Annotated in this window: 16 protein-coding genes; 10 read left to right on the top strand and 6 right to left on the bottom strand. The window is 42.2% G+C overall.

The genetic code is table 11. The features are described from left to right. Nucleotides 1–102: 102 nt before the first annotated feature. The 4 genes from FTT72_RS03985 to rplU all read right to left on the bottom strand — a co-directional run bounded on the left by FTT72_RS03985 (nt 103) and on the right by rplU (nt 1,940). The gene (locus FTT72_RS03985) at nt 103–909 is read right to left on the bottom strand and encodes a hypothetical protein (RefSeq protein WP_257233395.1); all 807 of its coding nucleotides are present in this window, start codon (nt 907–909) and stop codon (nt 103–105) included. 92 nt (nt 910–1,001) lie between these two features. Beyond that, the gene (locus tag FTT72_RS03980; RefSeq protein WP_180117798.1) at nt 1,002–1,172 is read right to left on the bottom strand and encodes a hypothetical protein; all 171 of its coding nucleotides are present in this window, start codon (nt 1,170–1,172) and stop codon (nt 1,002–1,004) included. A gap of 182 nt (nt 1,173–1,354) precedes the next feature. Then, nucleotides 1,355–1,609 carry a 50S ribosomal protein L27 gene (gene rpmA, locus FTT72_RS03975; RefSeq protein WP_067764378.1) on the bottom strand — a complete coding sequence of 85 codons (255 nt, stop codon included), beginning with the start codon at nt 1,607–1,609 and terminating at the stop codon, nt 1,355–1,357. Nucleotides 1,610–1,628: 19 nt separating this feature from the next. Then, nucleotides 1,629–1,940: a 50S ribosomal protein L21 gene (gene rplU / locus FTT72_RS03970; protein ID WP_078191390.1), complete on the bottom strand. Its 312-nt coding sequence runs from the start codon at nt 1,938–1,940 to the stop codon at nt 1,629–1,631. Nucleotides 1,941–2,399: 459 nt separating this feature from the next. On the opposite strand from rplU, the gene sdsA reads away from it, so the two are divergent. From sdsA to FTT72_RS03925, 9 genes are all read left to right on the top strand, one after another. Continuing rightward, nucleotides 2,400–3,377, top strand: a complete 978-nt coding sequence (gene sdsA, locus FTT72_RS03965) for an All-trans-nonaprenyl-diphosphate synthase (RefSeq protein WP_180005068.1) — start codon at nt 2,400–2,402, stop codon at nt 3,375–3,377. Nucleotides 3,378–3,408: 31 nt separating this feature from the next. Beyond that, nucleotides 3,409–5,460 carry a site-specific recombinase gene (locus FTT72_RS03960; RefSeq protein WP_180177910.1) on the top strand — a complete coding sequence of 684 codons (2,052 nt, stop codon included), beginning with the start codon at nt 3,409–3,411 and terminating at the stop codon, nt 5,458–5,460. Between the two features lie 152 nt (nt 5,461–5,612). Continuing rightward, the gene (locus tag FTT72_RS03955) at nt 5,613–6,209 is read left to right on the top strand and encodes a phosphatase PAP2 family protein (protein WP_180177904.1); all 597 of its coding nucleotides are present in this window, start codon (nt 5,613–5,615) and stop codon (nt 6,207–6,209) included. Nucleotides 6,210–6,251: 42 nt separating this feature from the next. After that, the gene (locus FTT72_RS03950) at nt 6,252–7,517 is read left to right on the top strand and encodes an efflux RND transporter periplasmic adaptor subunit (protein WP_078191394.1); all 1,266 of its coding nucleotides are present in this window, start codon (nt 6,252–6,254) and stop codon (nt 7,515–7,517) included. 12 nt (nt 7,518–7,529) lie between these two features. After that, the gene (locus FTT72_RS03945) at nt 7,530–10,709 is read left to right on the top strand and encodes an efflux RND transporter permease subunit (RefSeq protein ID WP_180177903.1); all 3,180 of its coding nucleotides are present in this window, start codon (nt 7,530–7,532) and stop codon (nt 10,707–10,709) included. Next, nucleotides 10,709–12,163, top strand: coding sequence for a multidrug efflux RND transporter AdeIJK outer membrane channel subunit AdeK (gene adeK / locus FTT72_RS03940; RefSeq protein WP_180177909.1), 1,455 nt, complete (start codon nt 10,709–10,711; stop codon nt 12,161–12,163). The genes FTT72_RS03945 and adeK overlap by 1 nt, the downstream gene beginning before the upstream one ends. A 108-nt stretch (nt 12,164–12,271) precedes the next feature. Continuing rightward, nucleotides 12,272–12,628 (top strand): YbjQ family protein, encoded by a 357-nt coding sequence (locus FTT72_RS03935; RefSeq protein WP_106984485.1) that lies wholly within the window; start codon nt 12,272–12,274, stop codon nt 12,626–12,628. A 4-nt stretch (nt 12,629–12,632) separates the two neighbouring features. Continuing rightward, the gene (locus tag FTT72_RS03930) at nt 12,633–13,067 is read left to right on the top strand and encodes a YbjQ family protein (protein ID WP_106984484.1); all 435 of its coding nucleotides are present in this window, start codon (nt 12,633–12,635) and stop codon (nt 13,065–13,067) included. Nucleotides 13,068–13,099: 32 nt separating this feature from the next. Beyond that, complete coding sequence (locus FTT72_RS03925; protein ID WP_120367911.1) at nt 13,100–13,525, top strand: type II secretion system pilot lipoprotein GspS-beta; 426 nt, start codon at nt 13,100–13,102, stop codon at nt 13,523–13,525. A gap of 91 nt (nt 13,526–13,616) precedes the next feature. Here FTT72_RS03925 and FTT72_RS03920 read toward each other — a convergent pair whose 3' ends face one another. Both FTT72_RS03920 and FTT72_RS03915 read right to left on the bottom strand, forming a co-directional pair. Then, on the bottom strand, nt 13,617–14,423 hold the full coding sequence (locus FTT72_RS03920) for an SDR family oxidoreductase (protein ID WP_180177902.1): 807 nt from the start codon (nt 14,421–14,423) through the stop codon (nt 13,617–13,619). 44 nt (nt 14,424–14,467) lie between these two features. Continuing rightward, the gene (locus FTT72_RS03915) at nt 14,468–15,139 is read right to left on the bottom strand and encodes a hypothetical protein (RefSeq protein ID WP_180177901.1); all 672 of its coding nucleotides are present in this window, start codon (nt 15,137–15,139) and stop codon (nt 14,468–14,470) included. 184 nt (nt 15,140–15,323) lie between these two features. Here FTT72_RS03915 and FTT72_RS03910 point away from each other — a divergent pair, with 184 nt between their 5' ends. Continuing rightward, a complete protein-coding gene (locus FTT72_RS03910) occupies nt 15,324–18,218 on the top strand; it encodes a valine--tRNA ligase (protein ID WP_180177900.1) in 2,895 nt (964 codons plus the stop codon). Nucleotides 18,219–18,261: the final 43 nt, after the last annotated feature.

Raw genomic sequence — 18,261 nt, 5'->3', positions numbered from 1 at the left:
GTTAAAATGCTGTGCTGCTTTTCGCACAGACATTTTATCTCTAGTCATAATTTCTATGACTTTGTCTTTAAAATCTTTTGAATATCCCATGTTTCTATTGTTCTATATTTTTAAGTATTTGGCTATATTTAACACTTCTAGATCTGCTTGACGCATTTGTTTCACGTTTACCGCATCGGTGTCTGCCGTACCTGCTGCCACATGGATAATTTGCCGCTCTGCACCAGCCGAGCCAACGGAAACCGTATTATTGCGGTCAAAGCTTGAACCATTGCCAAGTACAACAGCATTATTTGCAGAGGTGTTGATATTGTTACCAACCACATAGGTATTATTACCTGTGACTGTGTTATTTGAACCTACAGCACCAGATCCATCACCACCGACTATATTGTTTACACCGAGGGCAATAGACTGATTACCATCAGCTTTATTACCTGCACCGACTGCAATCGCATCTTGTCCATTCGCAGTTGGTTTAGGTGCTGTATTGGCAACGTTTGATTGGATTTTAATGTACGGATCTGTTCCTTTTAAGCTCAACAACCATTCAACTTCAGTACCGACAAATCCATTTTTTATCGCAAGTTCATATGCACTGAAACCATTTTCACCGGTTAGCCCTTGTGCGCCAACTGCACCACGTAGACTTTCTAACCATTGGTCTTCATTGCCTTCATAACCATTGCTCACCGCAACTTGATAAGCACTTGCACCATCTAGACCATTGCTGCCATTCAGACCGTTCAACCCATCCTTACCATCGATGCCGTCTCGGCCATTGAGTCCATCTTTACCGGTTGCACCTGTAACACCTACTGCTCCGGTATCACCTTTAGCTCCGGTTGCACATGTAGCGCCTGTTGCTCCTGTATCGCCTTTTTCACCAGCAGGACCTTGAGGTCCCATTGGCCCTTCTGGGCCAGGAATTCCACTATTGCAACGATTACAAGTATGCTCAGGATATGACGAGCCACTCCCACCAGCCCATGCAATTGAACCTAAGAAAATAAAATACTCACAGCTAGTAATTTTGGTACAGCTTTAATAGCGATTGAAGTTATTTCACCAAGTCCTAGTGTCTTTTCAAATGCAATTTGTTGGCTTTTATCAGGACAATTCCTTTTCTGATAGTCAGCACCGATAAAAACTATATTCAATATTTTATTCATGTCCTTATCCTTTTTTTTGTATTTGTACTCCTCTATTACGCTCTTTATTTTTTGTGATTTAAATCACTATTTATGGTTAATTTATTGATTTGCACATCATTTGTAACAATCTAAAAAATACCTCACATTTTAGTCAGACGAAAAAAAACCCGCAAAAATGCGGGTTTTTTTTCTATTAAAGCTTACGCTTCAACAGATACGTAGCGACGACCGAATTGGCCTTTCACTTCGAATTTCACAACGCCGTCAGCAGTTGCAAATAAAGTATGGTCACGGCCCATACCTACATTTACACCAGCGTGGAATTCAGTACCACGTTGACGAACGATGATGTTACCAGCAGTCACAGATTGACCGCCGTAGATTTTAACACCCAACATTTTTGGGTTCGAGTCACGACCGTTTTTAGTCGAACCACCGGCTTTTTTAGTTGCCATGTCTACTTACTCCTCGTAATTAGCCTGAAATAGCTGTAATTTTCAACTCAGTGAACCATTGACGGTGACCTTGTTGTTTACGATAGTGTTTACGACGACGCATTTTGATGATGCGGATTTTGTCGTGACGACCATGGCTAACTACTTCAGCAGTTACTTTAGCGCCAGCTACTACTGGTGCACCAATTTGAATGCTGTCACCGTTAACAAGCATCAACACGTCATCAAAAGTAACAGTTGAGCCAGTTTCAGCTTTCAATAATTCTACTTTAAGGGTTTCACCCTCAACTACACGGTGTTGTTTACCACCGCTTTGGATTACTGCGTACATTTAAGTACTCCAAACATGCCCGTGTTGTCGTGCCGGTAAAGGGATATACCGATCTTAAAACGATCGTCACTGGGGTTTCGCAAAGGCAAAGATTTTAAGGGATAACCCGAAAAACAACAAGTCATTTCCGTAAAATATTAGATGAGTATGCGTTTATTATATAAACAGTGTCATTAAAACCATTAAAATGAGTGCTCTATTTCACTTATCATGCTTTTGGCAAGGTTTGACATAGATTTTTAGCAACAATTCGCTAATATACTCTGGACTGACATCAACAACATGCTGTTCAAACAACATGCTAAAGATAAAAGTCTGTTAAAAAATAAGTACAATACTTCCGCTTGATGAAAAAAATCACTTAAGATTAAGTCAATTGAGTAAGTTCTTATCTGTTATTCATATAACAAATTGCTACACTACGTCTGTAATTCAAAAATTATTGAGGTTTCTCTTCATATGACCATCGACTTTAAGCAAGATATTCTCGCGCCTGTTGCTACTGACTTTGCTGCGATGGACAAATTTATTAATGAAGGGATCACATCTAAAGTTGCCTTGGTCATGGCAGTCAGTAAACATGTGGTTGAAGCAGGCGGTAAACGCATGCGTCCCATTATGTGCTTACTTGCAGCAAAAGCTTGTGGTGCAGAAGATTTAGAAAAACACCGTAAACTTGCAGCAATTATAGAAATGCTACATACCGCAACCTTGGTTCATGACGACGTAGTCGATGAATCGGGTTTACGCCGTGGCCGCCCAACCGCAAATGCGACATGGAATAATCAAACTGCCGTACTTGTGGGTGATTTTTTGATTTCTCGCGCTTTTGATTTATTGGTGGATCTAGACAGCAAAGTTTTACTCAAAGACTTTTCAACGGGTACCTGTGAAATTGCTGAAGGTGAAGTTTTACAACTTCAATCACAGCACCAACCTGAAACTACTGAACAAACCTACTTAGATATTATTCACGGTAAAACATCACGTTTATTTGAGCTCGCTACCGAAGGTGCAGCGATTTTGACGGGTACACAAGAGTACCGTGAACCGCTTAGAAAATTTGCCGGACACTTTGGAAATGCCTTTCAAATTATTGACGATATTTTAGATTACACCTCAGATGCTGAAACATTAGGTAAAAATATTGGTGATGATTTGATGGAAGGTAAACCAACTTTACCTTTAATCTCTGCCTTAAAGAATACCACTGGCGAAGAACATGACATTATTCGCCGCAGTATTGCCACAGGTGGTACGGCAGATTTAGAGCGTGTAATTCAGATTGTACAAAGCTCTGGGGCTCTTGATTATTGTAGCCAACGTGCGACTGAAGAAACTGAAGCAGCACTAGCCGCTTTAGCAGCACTACCAGATACTGAATATCGTCAAGCTTTAATCAACCTCGCAAACTTGGCATTACACCGAATTCAATAATTAACAATATTCATCGTAATTCCCCTTGCCTATGCATATAAAACTGAATGATATCTTTTTGACCATGCAGCAACAGCTCGATACCCCTCGGGCTGTGCTGGATGAAAACTTGCTGATCGAATTGGTCAACCGAATTCGACCAGAAGATACAAAAAATACCGACGAAATTAAGAAAAAATTTCAGGCTTTCATCCAAGCTTTACTCATCACGCCAGATGCAGCCTCTACCCTGCAAAGCTTTGTTCTAAAACTCATTAGCCGATATAAACAAACCAGTTTATATGCGGACACGGGTATTTTGTCTCTCGATGGTTTTTGGGGACAACTGTTCCAACGTCTTGGCGCACATTTTCTTCCCCTGATCAATGACGAAACTCAACTACAAGATTTAGTCCGTCGAGTTTTTTATCGTCATAACGACAAATATTGGCTCGACAGTATTGATGATCAGCAATGGATGCAGCTCTTTCGATTGTTTAACCAAGGTCATAGCAATCAGGAAGAAAAAAAGAAAATTCGCCGTGAATTAATTAAGGCCATTACCGTTTTGTCTTATCGGGTGAGTGGTATTGGCTTATATCCTGAATTTATTAATGCGCAGCCTGAACTGACCGAATATGAATCGCCTTTTTTGGTGCAAAACCGTGAAATAAACGATTTTATTCAACAGTATAAAAAGCTCCATCAAAGTGCTGAAGAAATGAGTGCCGTGCTACCGCCGGATGCTTCTCAAGCGTTGGTGATGCTGGAACAATGTCGTGATGTGGTGCTGAAGATTCGGCGTGCGACCAAACGAATTGGCGTAAGTGTCAGCCTAACGTACTTATTGTCGCTTTTAGAACAGTGTTTAGATCGCTTAGAAATCTTACTCAACCTGATTGTTGAAGAAGATGATGTCCGCTATGTGTCTATGGGTAGTTTACTCAGTGATGTGACGTCAGCGATTTATAGCGAGCGTAGCGTGCGCGATTTACTTGCCACCAATAGTGAATTGGTTGCCCTACAAGTCACCGAAAATGCAAGTAAAACTGGCGAACACTATGTAAGTACGGACAAACAAAGCTTTATGAGCATGTACCGATCTGCGGCAGGTGCCGGCGTGATCATTGCATGTATGGCAACACTAAAAGTGCTGATGACCCGTGTCACCATGGCACCGCTCATGCAAGCCATTTCATATAGTCTGAACTACTCTTTCGGCTTTATGCTGATTCATGTCTTACATTTTACGGTTGCTACCAAACAGCCTGCGATGACAGCTGCCGCACTTGCCTCAACGGTTCAGCATCGTAAAGGCTCGAAAATGGCTCAGATTGCCGAACTTGCCGCGCTGATTATTAATATTATCCGCACCCAGTTTATTGCAATTTTAGGCAACATCAGTATTGCGATTCCTGTTGCAGCGCTGATTGCCCTCAGTTGGGACATGGCTTTACATGAACCTTTAATGAATCATGCAAAAGCAGCCAAAACATTACACGACCTTAACCCATTCACTTCTCTCGCTGTCCCACATGCTGCGATTGCTGGGGTATGTTTGTTTTTATCGGGTTTGATTGCCGGTTACTTTGACAACATGGCGGTCTATCGCAAAGTTGGACCACGAATTCAAGCGCATCCAAAGTTAAAACGCATCATGGGTCAAGACAGACTGGATAAGTTTGCCGCTTACATTGAACGAAACTTAGGTGCTTTGGCGGGTAACTTCTTATTCGGGATCATGCTGGGTAGTATGGGCACAATTGGTTATATCTTAGGTTTACCTTTAGATATTCGCCATATTGCCTTCGCATCGGCTAACTTTATTCAAGGCCTCATCAATATCAATGGTTCGCCAGACATTGGCTTAATCATTGTGTCATTCTTAGGGGTTATTCTGATCGGTCTTACCAACTTATTCGTCAGTTTCACGTTAACAATTATTGTGGCACTACGGGCTCGTCGCGTAAGATTTGAACAATGGAAACCCCTGGCTAAATTGGTGATGACTCATTTTCTAACTCGACCAAGTGACTTTTTCTGGCCACCGAAAACCCCACTTGAAGTTGAAGATGGCACACAAGCCAGTAAGAACAATCATTAGCAGATTTGTGTTTTATTTTAGTAAGATGTAAATGAACACAAAAAATAAAATCAGTATGATTTACACAGACTTGAAATAAAGTGTACTGATGAGTACACTTTAGTCCATTAATTAACCGAGCTCGAACCGGTTAAAATGACAAGGAATAAAATATGCCACAAACGCTACTGTTTGTTGGTTTTTTTGCATTAATTATCAGTGTGTTGTCACTTTATTCCAGCCATTTAAATCTAATAGATTTAAATCTCGTGGAATGGATGAGTCAGCACCGTATTGCTGTTTTTAATCAAATTGCCATCGGACTTTCGGCACTAGGCGGCATGCCTTTTGTATTATTTTTCACCACGCTATGGTGTTTACACTTTGCGTGGTATAAAAAATACACAGAGATTGTTTTTATCAGTATAGGGATCTTTGGAAGTATCGGCCTTGCATGGTTGCTTAAATTTACGTTCACCAGACCGCGTCCCCCAGAAATGTACCATCTTGTAGCGTCTTACGGGAGTTCATTTCCAAGCGCACACAGTTGTTATGCTGCATCGCTTGCGTGTCTGATGATCTTGATTTACCGACAACATGCTCAACATCGCTTGATCACCATTTTGGCATTGTTATGGATGCTGTGTATGGGTGTTTCGCGAGTTTATGTTGGGGTTCATTTTCCGACAGATGTCTTATCCGGTTGGAGCATAAGTTTTATTTGGATCACGCTACTTTATTTGAGTTACATCAAAATCAGTAAAGCGTAAACAAATGAATAATTTAGATAAATATCTAATTGAGGTGGAACAATGATGTCTGCAAAGCTTTGGGCTCCTGCCCTGACTGCTTGCGCATTGGCAACAAGTATTGCACTTGTTGGTTGTAGCAAAGATCCTAAAGATGCACAGCAAGCTGCTGCTGCACAGCAAATGCCACCAACTGAAGTCGGTGTCATTGTTGCCCAACCGCAAAGCGTTGAACAATCTGTTGAACTTTCAGGCCGTACATCTGCCTATGAAATTTCAGAAGTACGTCCACAAACCAGTGGTGTAGTACTGAAACGTCTATTTGCAGAAGGCAGCTATGTTCGCGAAGGACAAGCCTTGTACGAGATCGATTCACGTACAAACCGTGCTTCAGCTGACAGTGCTCGTGCTGCTTTAACACGTCAACAAGCAAACTTAAACGTGTTACGTGTTAAAGAAGGTCGTTACCGTCAGCTTGTTGGCTCAAATGCGATTTCAAAACAAGAATACGATGATATTGTTGCGCAAGTAAAACTGGCTGAAGCAGATGTTGCGGCATCTCAGGCAGAACTTAAAAATGCAGAAATTAACCTAGGTTACTCAACTGTACGTGCGCCAATTTCAGGTCAAACCAACCGTTCAACAGTGACAGCGGGTGCATTAGTTACTGCATCTCAAGCTGATCCATTAGTCACAATTCAACGTCTTGATCCAATGTACGTTGACATTAACCAATCAAGTGCTGAACTTCTTCGTCTACGCCAACAGTTAAGCAAAGGCAACTTAGACAGCAGTAATAACACCAAAGTGAAATTACGTCTTGAAGATGGTAGCGAATACCCAATTGAAGGTCGTCTTGCATTTTCTGATGCAAGTGTGAACCCTGATACAGGTACGGTTACGCTTCGTGCTGTGTTCTCTAACCCGAACCATTTATTGCTTCCGGGTATGTTTGCCAATGCTCGCATCGTTCAGGGTGTGATTCCAAATGCTTACCTGATTCCACAAGCTGCTATTACACGTACCCCTACAGGTCAAGCAATGGCAATGATTGTGAATGCAAAAGGTGCTGTAGAATCTCGTCCTGTAACAACAGTCGGTACTCAAGGTGCAAACTGGATCGTGACTCAAGGTTTAAACACTGGCGATAAAGTGATTGTTGACGGTATTGCAAAAGTGAAAGCTGAGCAACAAGTTGTAGCCAAACCGTATCAACCTCAGGCTGCTGCACCTCAAGGTGCTCAACAACCTGCTGCAGCAAAACCAGACGCTAAAGCCGCAGAACAAGCAGCGCCTAAAACTGAACAAAAAGCTACTTCAAACGCATAAGGAGTAGACTGAATGGCTCAATTCTTTATTCATCGCCCCATTTTTGCGTGGGTGATTGCATTGGTAATTATGCTAGCGGGTGTACTCACGCTATCTAATATGCCAATTGCACAGTATCCGACCATTGCGCCGCCAACGGTTTCAATCTCTGCGACTTACCCTGGTGCGTCTGCAGAAACAGTTGAAAACACCGTAACCCAAATCATTGAACAACAAATGAATGGTTTGGATGGCTTACGTTATATTTCGTCAAACAGTGCGGGTAACGGTCAAGCATCTATTACATTGAACTTTGAACAAGGGATCGATCCAGATATCGCCCAAGTTCAAGTCCAAAACAAACTCCAGTCTGCGACAGCGCTATTACCTGAAGACGTACAACGTCAAGGTGTAAAAGTAACCAAATCTGGCGCAAGCTTCCTACAAGTTGTAGCATTCCACTCACCATCGGGTAAGTTGACTGCGGACGACATTAAGGACTATGTAAACTCGAATATTTCTGAACCTCTCAGCCGTGTGGCAGGTGTAGGTGAAGTCCAAGTATTCGGTGGTTCTTATGCGATGCGTATTTGGCTAGATCCAGCCAAAATGGCAAACCTGAAAGTTACACCGAGTGATGTGGCTGCGGCTATCCGTACACAGAATGCTCAGGTTGCTGTTGGTCAGTTAGGTGGTGCGCCTGCAACTGAAGGTCAAGTACTGAACGCGACAGTTACAGCACAAAGTTTGTTGCAAACACCAGAGCAGTTTAAAAACATTTTCCTGCGTAACAGTAGTGATGGTGCTCAAGTACGTTTAGGTGATGTTGCACGTGTTGAATTAGGTGCAGACAACTATCAGTTTGACTCTAAGTTCAACAACAAACCTGCTGGTGGTGTAGCGATCAAACTAGCAACTGGTGCAAACGCATTAGACACAGCCGAAGCTGTTGAAGCACGTTTAAAAGAACTACGTCCAAACTACCCTGAAGGTTTAGAAGATACTCTTGCCTTTGATACAACGCCATTCATTAAGTTATCGATTGAAAGTGTTGTACATACCCTTGTAGAAGCCGTGATTCTCGTATTCTTTGTGATGTTCTTGTTCTTACAGAACTGGCGCGCAACGATTATTCCGACATTGGCTGTACCTGTAGTGGTATTGGGTACTTTTGCTGTCATTAACATGTTTGGTTTCTCGATCAACACACTCACCATGTTCGCGATGGTACTGGCGATTGGTCTCCTCGTGGATGATGCTATTGTTGTCGTAGAGAACGTTGAACGTGTCATGGTTGAAGATCATCTTGACCCAGTGACTGCAACTGAAATCTCAATGAAACAGATCTCGGGTGCCTTAATCGGTATTACCTCTGTGTTAACCGCTGTATTCGTACCGATGGCATTCTTCGGTGGTACGACAGGTGTAATTTATCGTCAGTTCTCAATCACGCTGGTAACAGCAATGATTCTGTCATTGATTGTGGCATTGACCTTTACCCCTGCCCTATGTGCGACCATGTTGAAACAACATGATCCAAACAAACTAGAAAGCAACAATATCTTTGCCCGTTTCTTCCGTTGGTTTAACAGCTCTTTTGATAAAGTTGCGCATAAATACCAAGGCGGCGTGAACTTCATGACGCACCACAAGATTTTCTCTGGTGTGATTTATGCGGTTGTGATTGGCTTATTGGTACTTTTATTCCAAAAGTTACCATCATCATTCTTACCTGAAGAAGACCAAGGTGTTGTAATGACACTGGTACAGTTACCACCGAATGCTTCACTTGAGCGTACGGACAAAACTGTCACTGCAATGACCAATTACTTCCTGAAAAACGAAGAAAAATATGTCGAATCTGTATTCAGTGTTGCCGGCTTCTCGTTCACAGGTGTGGGTCAAAACGCAGGTCTTGCTTTCGTCAAGTTAAAAGATTGGGAAGATCGTACATCACCTGAATCTCAAGTGGGTGCGATCATTCAACGTGGTATGGCATTGAACATGATCGTGAAGGATGCTTCATACATCATGCCAATCCAATTACCAGCAATGCCTGAATTGGGTGTAACTGCCGGCTTCAACTTGCAGTTAAAAGCTTCTGCAGGTCAAACTCATCAACAACTTATCGATGCCCGTAATATGGTACTCGGTATGGCTGCTCAAGATAAACGCCTCATGGGTGTTCGTCCTAACGGCCAAGAAGATACGCCACAGTACAAAATCACGATTGACCAAGCTCAAGCCGGTGCTATGGGTGTCAGCATTGCTGAAATCAATACCACAATGGGTATGGCATGGGGTGGTTCTTACATCAATGACTTCGTTGACCGTGGTCGTGTGAAGAAAGTCTATGTACAAGGTGAAGCTGCGGCACGTATGATGCCTGAAGACCTGAGCCAGTGGTATGTCCGTAACAACCAAGGCACAATGGTTCCATTCTCGACCTTCGCTACTGGTGAATGGACTTATGGTTCACCACGTCTTGAACGTTATAACGGTATCGCATCTGTGAACATTCAAGGTTCACCGGGTGTGGGTGTAAGTTCGGGCGACGCGATGAAAGCGATGGAAGAAATTGTACAAAAACTTCCTTCGATGGGCGTTCAAGGCTTTGACTATGAATGGACAGGTTTATCTCTAGAAGAACGTGAGTCTGGCGCACAAGCACCATTCCTATACGCACTTTCATTGTTAATCGTCTTCCTATGTCTTGCTGCCTTATATGAAAGCTGGTCTATTCCGTTCTCAGTATTACTGGTTGTACCATTAGGTGTATTGGGTGCGTTATTACTGACTTTCCTTGGAATGGTGTTCTTCAAAAATCCAAACTTGGCGAATAACATTTACTTCCAGGTGGCTATTATTGCCGTCATTGGTTTGTCCGCGAAGAATGCGATCTTGATCGTAGAATTTGCCAAAGAACTTCAAGAAAAAGGTGAAGATCTGTTTGACGCAACTTTGCATGCCGCTAAAATGCGTCTACGTCCAATTATCATGACCACTTTAGCCTTTGGTTTTGGTGTACTTCCGCTTGCCCTTTCTTCGGGTGCAGGTGCAGGTAGTCAGCACTCTGTAGGTTATGGTGTATTGGGTGGCGTAATCAGTTCTACCCTACTTGGTATCTTCTTTATTCCTGTGTTCTACGTATGGATCCGAAGTATCTTTAAGTACAAACCAAAACAACAAAATAATCAGGAGCATTTATCGTGATGCAAAATGTATGGTCTATTGCAGGTCGTAGCATTGCGGTTTCTTCACTTGCGCTTGCTTTGGCTGCCTGCCAAAGCATGCGTGGTCCAGAGCCGGTTGTTCAGACCAATATCCCCGAAAGCTACACAGCAAGTGCTTCTGGTACTTCTGTTGCTGAACAAGGATATAAAGATTTCTTTGCTGACCAACGTCTGGTACAAGTTCTTGACTTAGCTTTAGCCAATAACCGTGACCTACGTACGGCTGCTTTAAATATTGAACGTGCACAACAACAGTATCAAATCACTGCCAATGGTCAATTACCAACCATTGGTGCAAGTGGTAGCGTACTTCGTCAAGACACGTTGAATACGCAAAAGCCTATCACCTCTTATAATGTCGGTTTAGGTGTCACTGCCTATGAACTTGATTTTTGGGGTCGTGTACGTAGTTTAAAAGACAACGCCTTAGATAGTTACCTTGCAACTGCAAGTGCCCGTGATGCAACGCAAATTGCGCTCGTGGGTCAAGTGGCTCAAGCATGGTTAAACTATGCGTATGCCAACTCAAACTTGAAGCTTGCGGATCAAACCTTAAAGGCTCAGCTTGAATCTTATAATCTCAACAAAAAGCGTTTTGATGTAGGTATCGACAGTGAAGTTCCTGTTCGTCAGGCTCAAATTTCTGTAGAAACTGCACGTAATGATGTTGCGAACTACAAGACTCAAATTGCTCAAGCACAAAACTTATTGAATCTATTAGTGGGTCAACAAGTGCCTGCGAACTTGCTGCCGAACCAACGTGTCAATCGAATTACTTCGACCAATACCATTGGTTCAGGTATTCCAAGTGACTTGTTAAACAACCGTCCAGATGTCCGTGCAGCTGAATACAAACTGTCTGCTGCTGGTGCGAACATTGGTGCAGCTAAAGCACGTCTGTTCCCTACGATTAGTCTGACAGGTTCAGCGGGTTATGCTTCAACGGACTTAGGTGATCTATTTAAATCAGGCAACTTTGTATGGTCTGCTGGCCCTAGCCTTGATATTCCAATCTTCGATTGGGGTACACGTCAAGCCAACATTAAAATTTCAGAAACAGACCAGCAAATTGCGTTGTCTGATTATGAAAAATCAATACAGTCAGCATTCCGTGAAGTGAATGATGCACTAGCTGTACGTCAAAACATTGGCGACCGTCTATCTGCACAAAAACGCTTAGTTGATGCAACCAATACGACTTATAAACTATCGAATGCCCGCTTCCGTGCTGGTATTGATAGCTACTTAACGGTATTAGATGCACAGCGTACGTCTTATGCTTCTGAACAAGGCTTGTTGCTTCTTGAGCAAGCAAATTTAAACAACCAAGTTGAGTTATACAAAACACTCGGTGGTGGTATTAAGGCTAACACTAGCGATGCTGTACAACAACAGCCATCAAGTGCAGAACGTAAAGCAGCAACTACCAAATAATTGTGCGACACTTAATAAAGAGCTCACTTCGGTGGGCTTTTTTTATTGCTTTTTAGCTATAACTTTTCTATCTTCACTGTATTCTTTTTTTGATATTGATCACTAAAAATGCTACTGAGTAATCTTGAATCTGTACCTGGCCATACCATTACCCAACAACTTGATGTGGTTTATGGGAGCACTGTACGTAGTAAACACGTGGGACGTGACCTATTGGCAGGACTTAAAAATATTGTTGGTGGCGAACTTACAGCCTATACCGAACTATTAGAAGAATCACGCCAAGAAGCCATGGACCGTATGGTGGCAAAGGCGCAAGCTTTGGGTGCCAATGCAATCGTGGGTATTCGCTTTTCGACTTCAAATATTGCACAAGGTGCATCTGAATTGTTTGTTTATGGGACTGCTGTGCGCGTAGAAGCCAATCAGCCAAAACTGCCTGACCCATTCCCAACACAAGGCTAAGGCTATGGATGCTTTTCTTTTTAAAGTTGTCATTTTTGTTATTTTATTTGCTATCGGTTGGGGTTTTGGCCGTCGTGCCGAAAGTAAACACTTGGCTGAGCTTGAGGTACAGGAAAAACGTCTTGCCTATATCCGCTTAGACAGTAGCCGTTTTAAAACCAGCGAACAGCCAGGACAAATGATCAGCAGCAATGTGGTCATTTCTCATGATTATTTTAAATATGTGATTGCCAATATTCAGAATTTTTTTGGCGGCAACCTGAGCAGCTACGAAACAGTCGTAGAACGTGCGCGCCGCGAAGCCGTAGTTCGCTTAAAGCTTGAAGCAGAAAAAATCGGTGCATCTGAAATATTAGGGTTACGCCTCAGCACCACTGAAATGGGCATGGAAGGTGGCATGGTAGAAGTATTTGCTTATGGAACAGCCATTCAAAAATAATAAATCGTTAGAAAAAATATTCGGCTTAAATCATGAATAAGATAAAAGTTATTGGTTATATTTTAGGTGGAATTGGTGGGTATATATTTAGTCACTATGTGATTTCACCTTATTTTTTTGGAAGCAATGCAGATAAAGTTCAAGAGCAGATCACAATAGCACTTGATGAAGAATTAAATCATTTACGTCGTAAATTACCACTAAGAATAGATAAATATAGTACGTTAATTGCTATTGATCGACGTGAATTAAGTGTTGCCTACACATACGAACTGAATGCTGCACAGATTCAGAATAGTCCTTTAATGAATTATTCAACTCAAAGACATAAGGAAAATTTATGCGCATCAGTTGCTCATACATTTGAACATAACATTCACTACGATTTTATTTATAAGGATACCAACAACCAAATTCTACAAACTATTCCAATTGATAAAGAGTTGTGCAGAATTTGATGCCCAATGTAGTGGCATATCTCATGACGCTTAAATTTAAATAAGCGTCATTTCACTTTATATTTAATTTAATGAATGTGAGATCAAAAAATCACTTCACTTTCATTTTACGGATCATTTTATACAGTGTGCTCGGTGACAGGCGCGACACCCATGTGCCCAAAACCTCTTTACGACCGCCAACCACAATGTATTCTTCCCCTTTGAGCAATGCATTTACTGTAATTTTTGCAAACTCATCTGCTTCTAAGCCATTGGCCGTGGCTTCATTATCATAGCCTTGCGCCTTGCCTTCTCCATTTAAAGCATTAATAGACACATTGGTTTTGACAAAGCCTGGGAAAATGACCGATACATCTACCCCTTGCTCAGCAACTTCTGCACGTAAACTGTTGGCCCATAAGTGAATGGCTGCTTTCGCCGCCGAATATGAAGCGCGATACTGCGTACCTAGTAGACCAGCCACGCTAGAAACAAACACAATACGTCCTGATTTTTGTGCTAAAAATGTCGGTAAAACGGTTTTGGTTAAATAGACTTGCGAAAAATAATCTACTTCCATGATGGCACGTTCAGTTTGCATAGTCGTATCCGTGATCAATGCACGCTGACTCAATCCCGCATTATTGATTAGCCAGTCAATTCGACCTTTATGCGCAAGGACTTGTTCATAAGCATGGCGAACTTGTTCTTCATTGGTAATATCTGCACACACTGAAAGATGCTGATCTGGATGTAATAATGAAACACGGACTTTTTCCAACTCTTCAAAACGACGTGCGGTCAAAATGACCTGCGCCCCTTGCAAAGCACATTCTTTTGCTAAAGCTTCACCCAAACCTGACGATGCCCCAGTAATCCATACCACTTTTCCGTTCAAATCATCACGTTTTGCCATTTTGACATCCTTTTAAATAACTAATTTATTCATTTATATGTATTTTATGCTTTATGTAGTACAGGCTCATTGTTCAAAAACACCATAAAATGATCAAAGTACTGACTCATCGATTGTGCATCATAAATTTTGCCGAGTTTATCAAAACGTTTATAACCGAGTTGCGTGGTGAGATTGATGACACCGGTTAAAGTTTTATCCACTACCATGTTAAATTTCAGCATTTTTTTCGGTTCTCGCACCAAATGCGTCACCCCGGCATCGACCACTTGTGTAAATGCCTTCAATGCGAGCGGCACATATTGATTCTGCCCTTCTTTCATTTGATTGACATAGGCAAGCAAGTCGGTGGCTAAAGAGGCATCGATCGGATAATGCATATAATGCTGACCATCTTCGCTGTAAAAACGTCCATATAAATAATTTACCATCGGTACAAGGCGGTCATTGCCAAAAAAAGACACCGACCACGGCATATATTTACGGGTCGTTTCACGTATTTGCTGAATAATTTTTTCGGATTCATTGTCTCCAGACTTATTCATGCGCGCCATTTGGCCAAAAACTTGATCTAAAATTTCACATGCAATATCCGCTAAATTATCCCCTAAGGCTTTGGACTGACTTTCTGTTTCACCTGCATTGAGTTTTTGATGAATTGTCTCAAAACGTTGATATGTCGTAGGTTGAATCTTTAAAGAAATAGAATAAGTCATTTGATATTGCTCCTTTTATCTTAGTTTTGGGATCAATGGGTACTTCTTATCTTAGGTCCTATCATACGGACTCTTTTATTTACTGCCAAATCCTAAAAGTTAACATTCGCCCAACATCCCTAATTCACCATTTTTTTTGCTACAATAGATCTAATTTTTTATCCACTTTTGATCTGTTTAGACTATGACTGATTCAGCGCAAAATATTGCTACGACCTACGATCCGACCGAGATCGAAAAAAAATGGTACAAGACTTGGGAAGAGAGAGGCTACTTCAAGCCATCTCAAAAAGGTGATTCATTCTGTATTATGATTCCGCCGCCAAACGTCACCGGTAGCTTGCACATGGGTCATGGTTTTAACAATGCCATTATGGATGCGTTGACTCGTTATAACCGTATGTCTGGCAAAAACACCCTTTGGCAGCCAGGTACCGACCATGCGGGTATTGCAACACAAATGGTTGTTGAACGTCAGTTGGGTGCTGAAGGTATTAGCCGTCATGACCTTGGCCGTGAAAAGTTCATTGAAAAAGTGTGGGAATGGAAAGAACAATCTGGCGGTAACATTACCCGTCAAATTCGTCGCTTAGGTTCTTCTGTAGACTGGTCTCGTGAACGCTTCACGATGGACGAAGGTTTATCAAATGCGGTTAAAGAAGTGTTTGTTAAGTTGCATGAAGAAGGCTTAATTTACCGTGGTAAACGCCTCGTAAACTGGGATCCTAAATTACAAACTGCGCTTTCTGACTTAGAAGTTGAGTCAGATAAAGAAGAAGCAGGTTCATTGTGGCACTTCAAATACTTCTTTGAAGACAAATCACTTCGTACCCACGACGGTAAAGATCACATCGTTGTTGCAACAACTCGTCCTGAAACATTGCTTGGCGATACAGCAGTTGCGGTTGCGCTTGATGATGAACGCTATGCAGCGCTTGTAGGCAAAAACATTATCTTGCCAATCACAGGCCGTGCAGTTCCAATCGTTAAAGACGAATATGTAGATAAAGAATTTGGTACAGGCTGTGTGAAAATCACACCTGCGCACGACTTCAATGACTATGAAGTTGGCAAACGCTGTGAACTTCCAATCATCAACATCTTCAACAAAAATGCTGAAGTTCTTGCTGAGTTTGAATACATCGCGAAAGCGGGCGAGCAAATTTCTAAAACCATTCCTGCCCCTGCGGACTACATTGGTTTAGAGCGTTTTGCTGCACGTAAACAGTTGGTTGCTCAAGCTGAAGCTGAAGGCTGGTTAGACCAGATTCAACCATACACACTTAAGCCACCTCGCGGTGACCGTTCAGGCGTGATCGTTGAGCCACTATTAACAGACCAATGGTATGTGAAAATTGCACCGCTTGCCGAGCCTGCGATTAAAGCGGTTAAAGATGGCGAGATTAAATTCGTTCCTGAGCAATACAGCAACATGTACATGGCGTGGATGAACAACATTCAAGACTGGTGTATCTCTCGTCAATTGTGGTGGGGTCACCGTATTCCAGCTTGGTACGATGCTGAAGGTAACGTATTTGTTGGCCGTGATGAAGCTGAAGTTCGTGCGAAAAACAGTATTGCACCTGAAGTTGAATTGAAACAAGACGAAGACGTGCTTGATACATGGTTCTCTTCTGGTCTTTGGACGTTCTCAACTTTAGGTTGGACTGGCGACGCGGCGAAAGATAAAGAAAACTATTTCTTAAATACTTTCCACCCGACTGATGTGCTTGTGACTGGCTTTGACATCATCTTCTTCTGGGTTGCCCGCATGATCATGATGACCATGCACTTCATGAAAAATGAAGATGGCACACCGCAAGTTCCGTTCAAAACTGTGTATGTTCATGGTTTGGTACGTGATGGCGAAGGTCAGAAAATGTCTAAATCTAAAGGCAACGTGCTTGACCCATTAGATTTGATTGACGGTGTTGATCTTGAAACTTTAGTACAAAAACGTACGACTGGTTTGATGAACCCGAAACAAGCAGCGAAGATTGAAAAATCAACACGTAAAGAATTCCCTGAAGGCATTCAATCTTACGGTACAGATGCGGTTCGTTTCACTTTCTGTGCGCTTGCGAACACAGGCCGTGACATTAAGTTCGATATGAAGCGTGTTGAAGGCTACCGTAACTTTGCCAACAAAATCTGGAACGCTACGCGTTTCGTGATGATGAACTGTGAAGAGCAAGTGATTGGTCAAGAAGTTCGTCAAGACCTTTGGGAATTGCCTGAACAGTGGATTGTTAGCCGTTTACAAAAAGCGGAACAAGCGGTGCAAACTGCATTTGCAACGTACCGTTTAGACTTGGCTGCGCAAGCGATTTACGAGTTCATTTGGAATGAATACTGTGACTGGTATGTAGAGCTGACTAAGCCTGTTCTAAATGATGAAAACGTATCGGTTGAGCGTAAAGCTGAAGTACGTCGTGTTCTACTTGCTGTGATGGAAGCGTCTTTACGTTTGGCTCACCCGTTGATGCCTTACTTAACAGAAGAAATCTGGCAAACACTTGCGCCGAAATTGAACATTTCTGGCGAAACAATCATGTTGGCGCAATACCCTGTTGCTGATGAAGCGAAAATCAACGAACAAGCTGAAGCTGATATGCAATGGCTACAAGGTTTGATTGGTGCGGTTCGTAACATCCGTGGTGAGATGGGTCTAGGTAATGCGCGTTTGTTGCCTGTTCTACTTCAAAACACCACTGATGCTGAAAAAGCGCAGATCACACGTATTGAAGCGTTATTCACAGCGTTGGCTAAAGTTGAAAGCATTACTTTCCTAGCTGACGGTGAACAACCGCCATTGTCTTCATCTTCTGTAGTGGGTCATGTGTCTGTATTCGTTCCAATGAAGGGTTTAATTGACCCTAAAGCGGAATTGGGTCGTTTACAGAAAGACTTAGACAAGGTTCAAAAACAGCATGACCAAATTGCGACTAAACTTTCTAACGAAGGTTTTGTTGCGAAAGCACCTGCGGCTGTGGTTGAAGGCGAGAAAGTGAAACTTGCTGAGTTTGCTGATCAGTTAGCGAAAATTAAAGCGAATATGGAGCAGATTGCGGCGCTTTAATGCTGTAGTTTGATTCAAAAAAATCCCCTCGAATGAGGGGTTT

It is taken from the genome of Acinetobacter sp. YH01005 (genome assembly GCF_013420465.1).
GTDB lineage: Bacteria > Pseudomonadota > Gammaproteobacteria > Pseudomonadales > Moraxellaceae > Acinetobacter > Acinetobacter amyesii.
The sequence above is the reverse complement of the archived record's forward strand: the minus strand, read 5'-3'. Positions and strand labels throughout refer to the sequence as shown.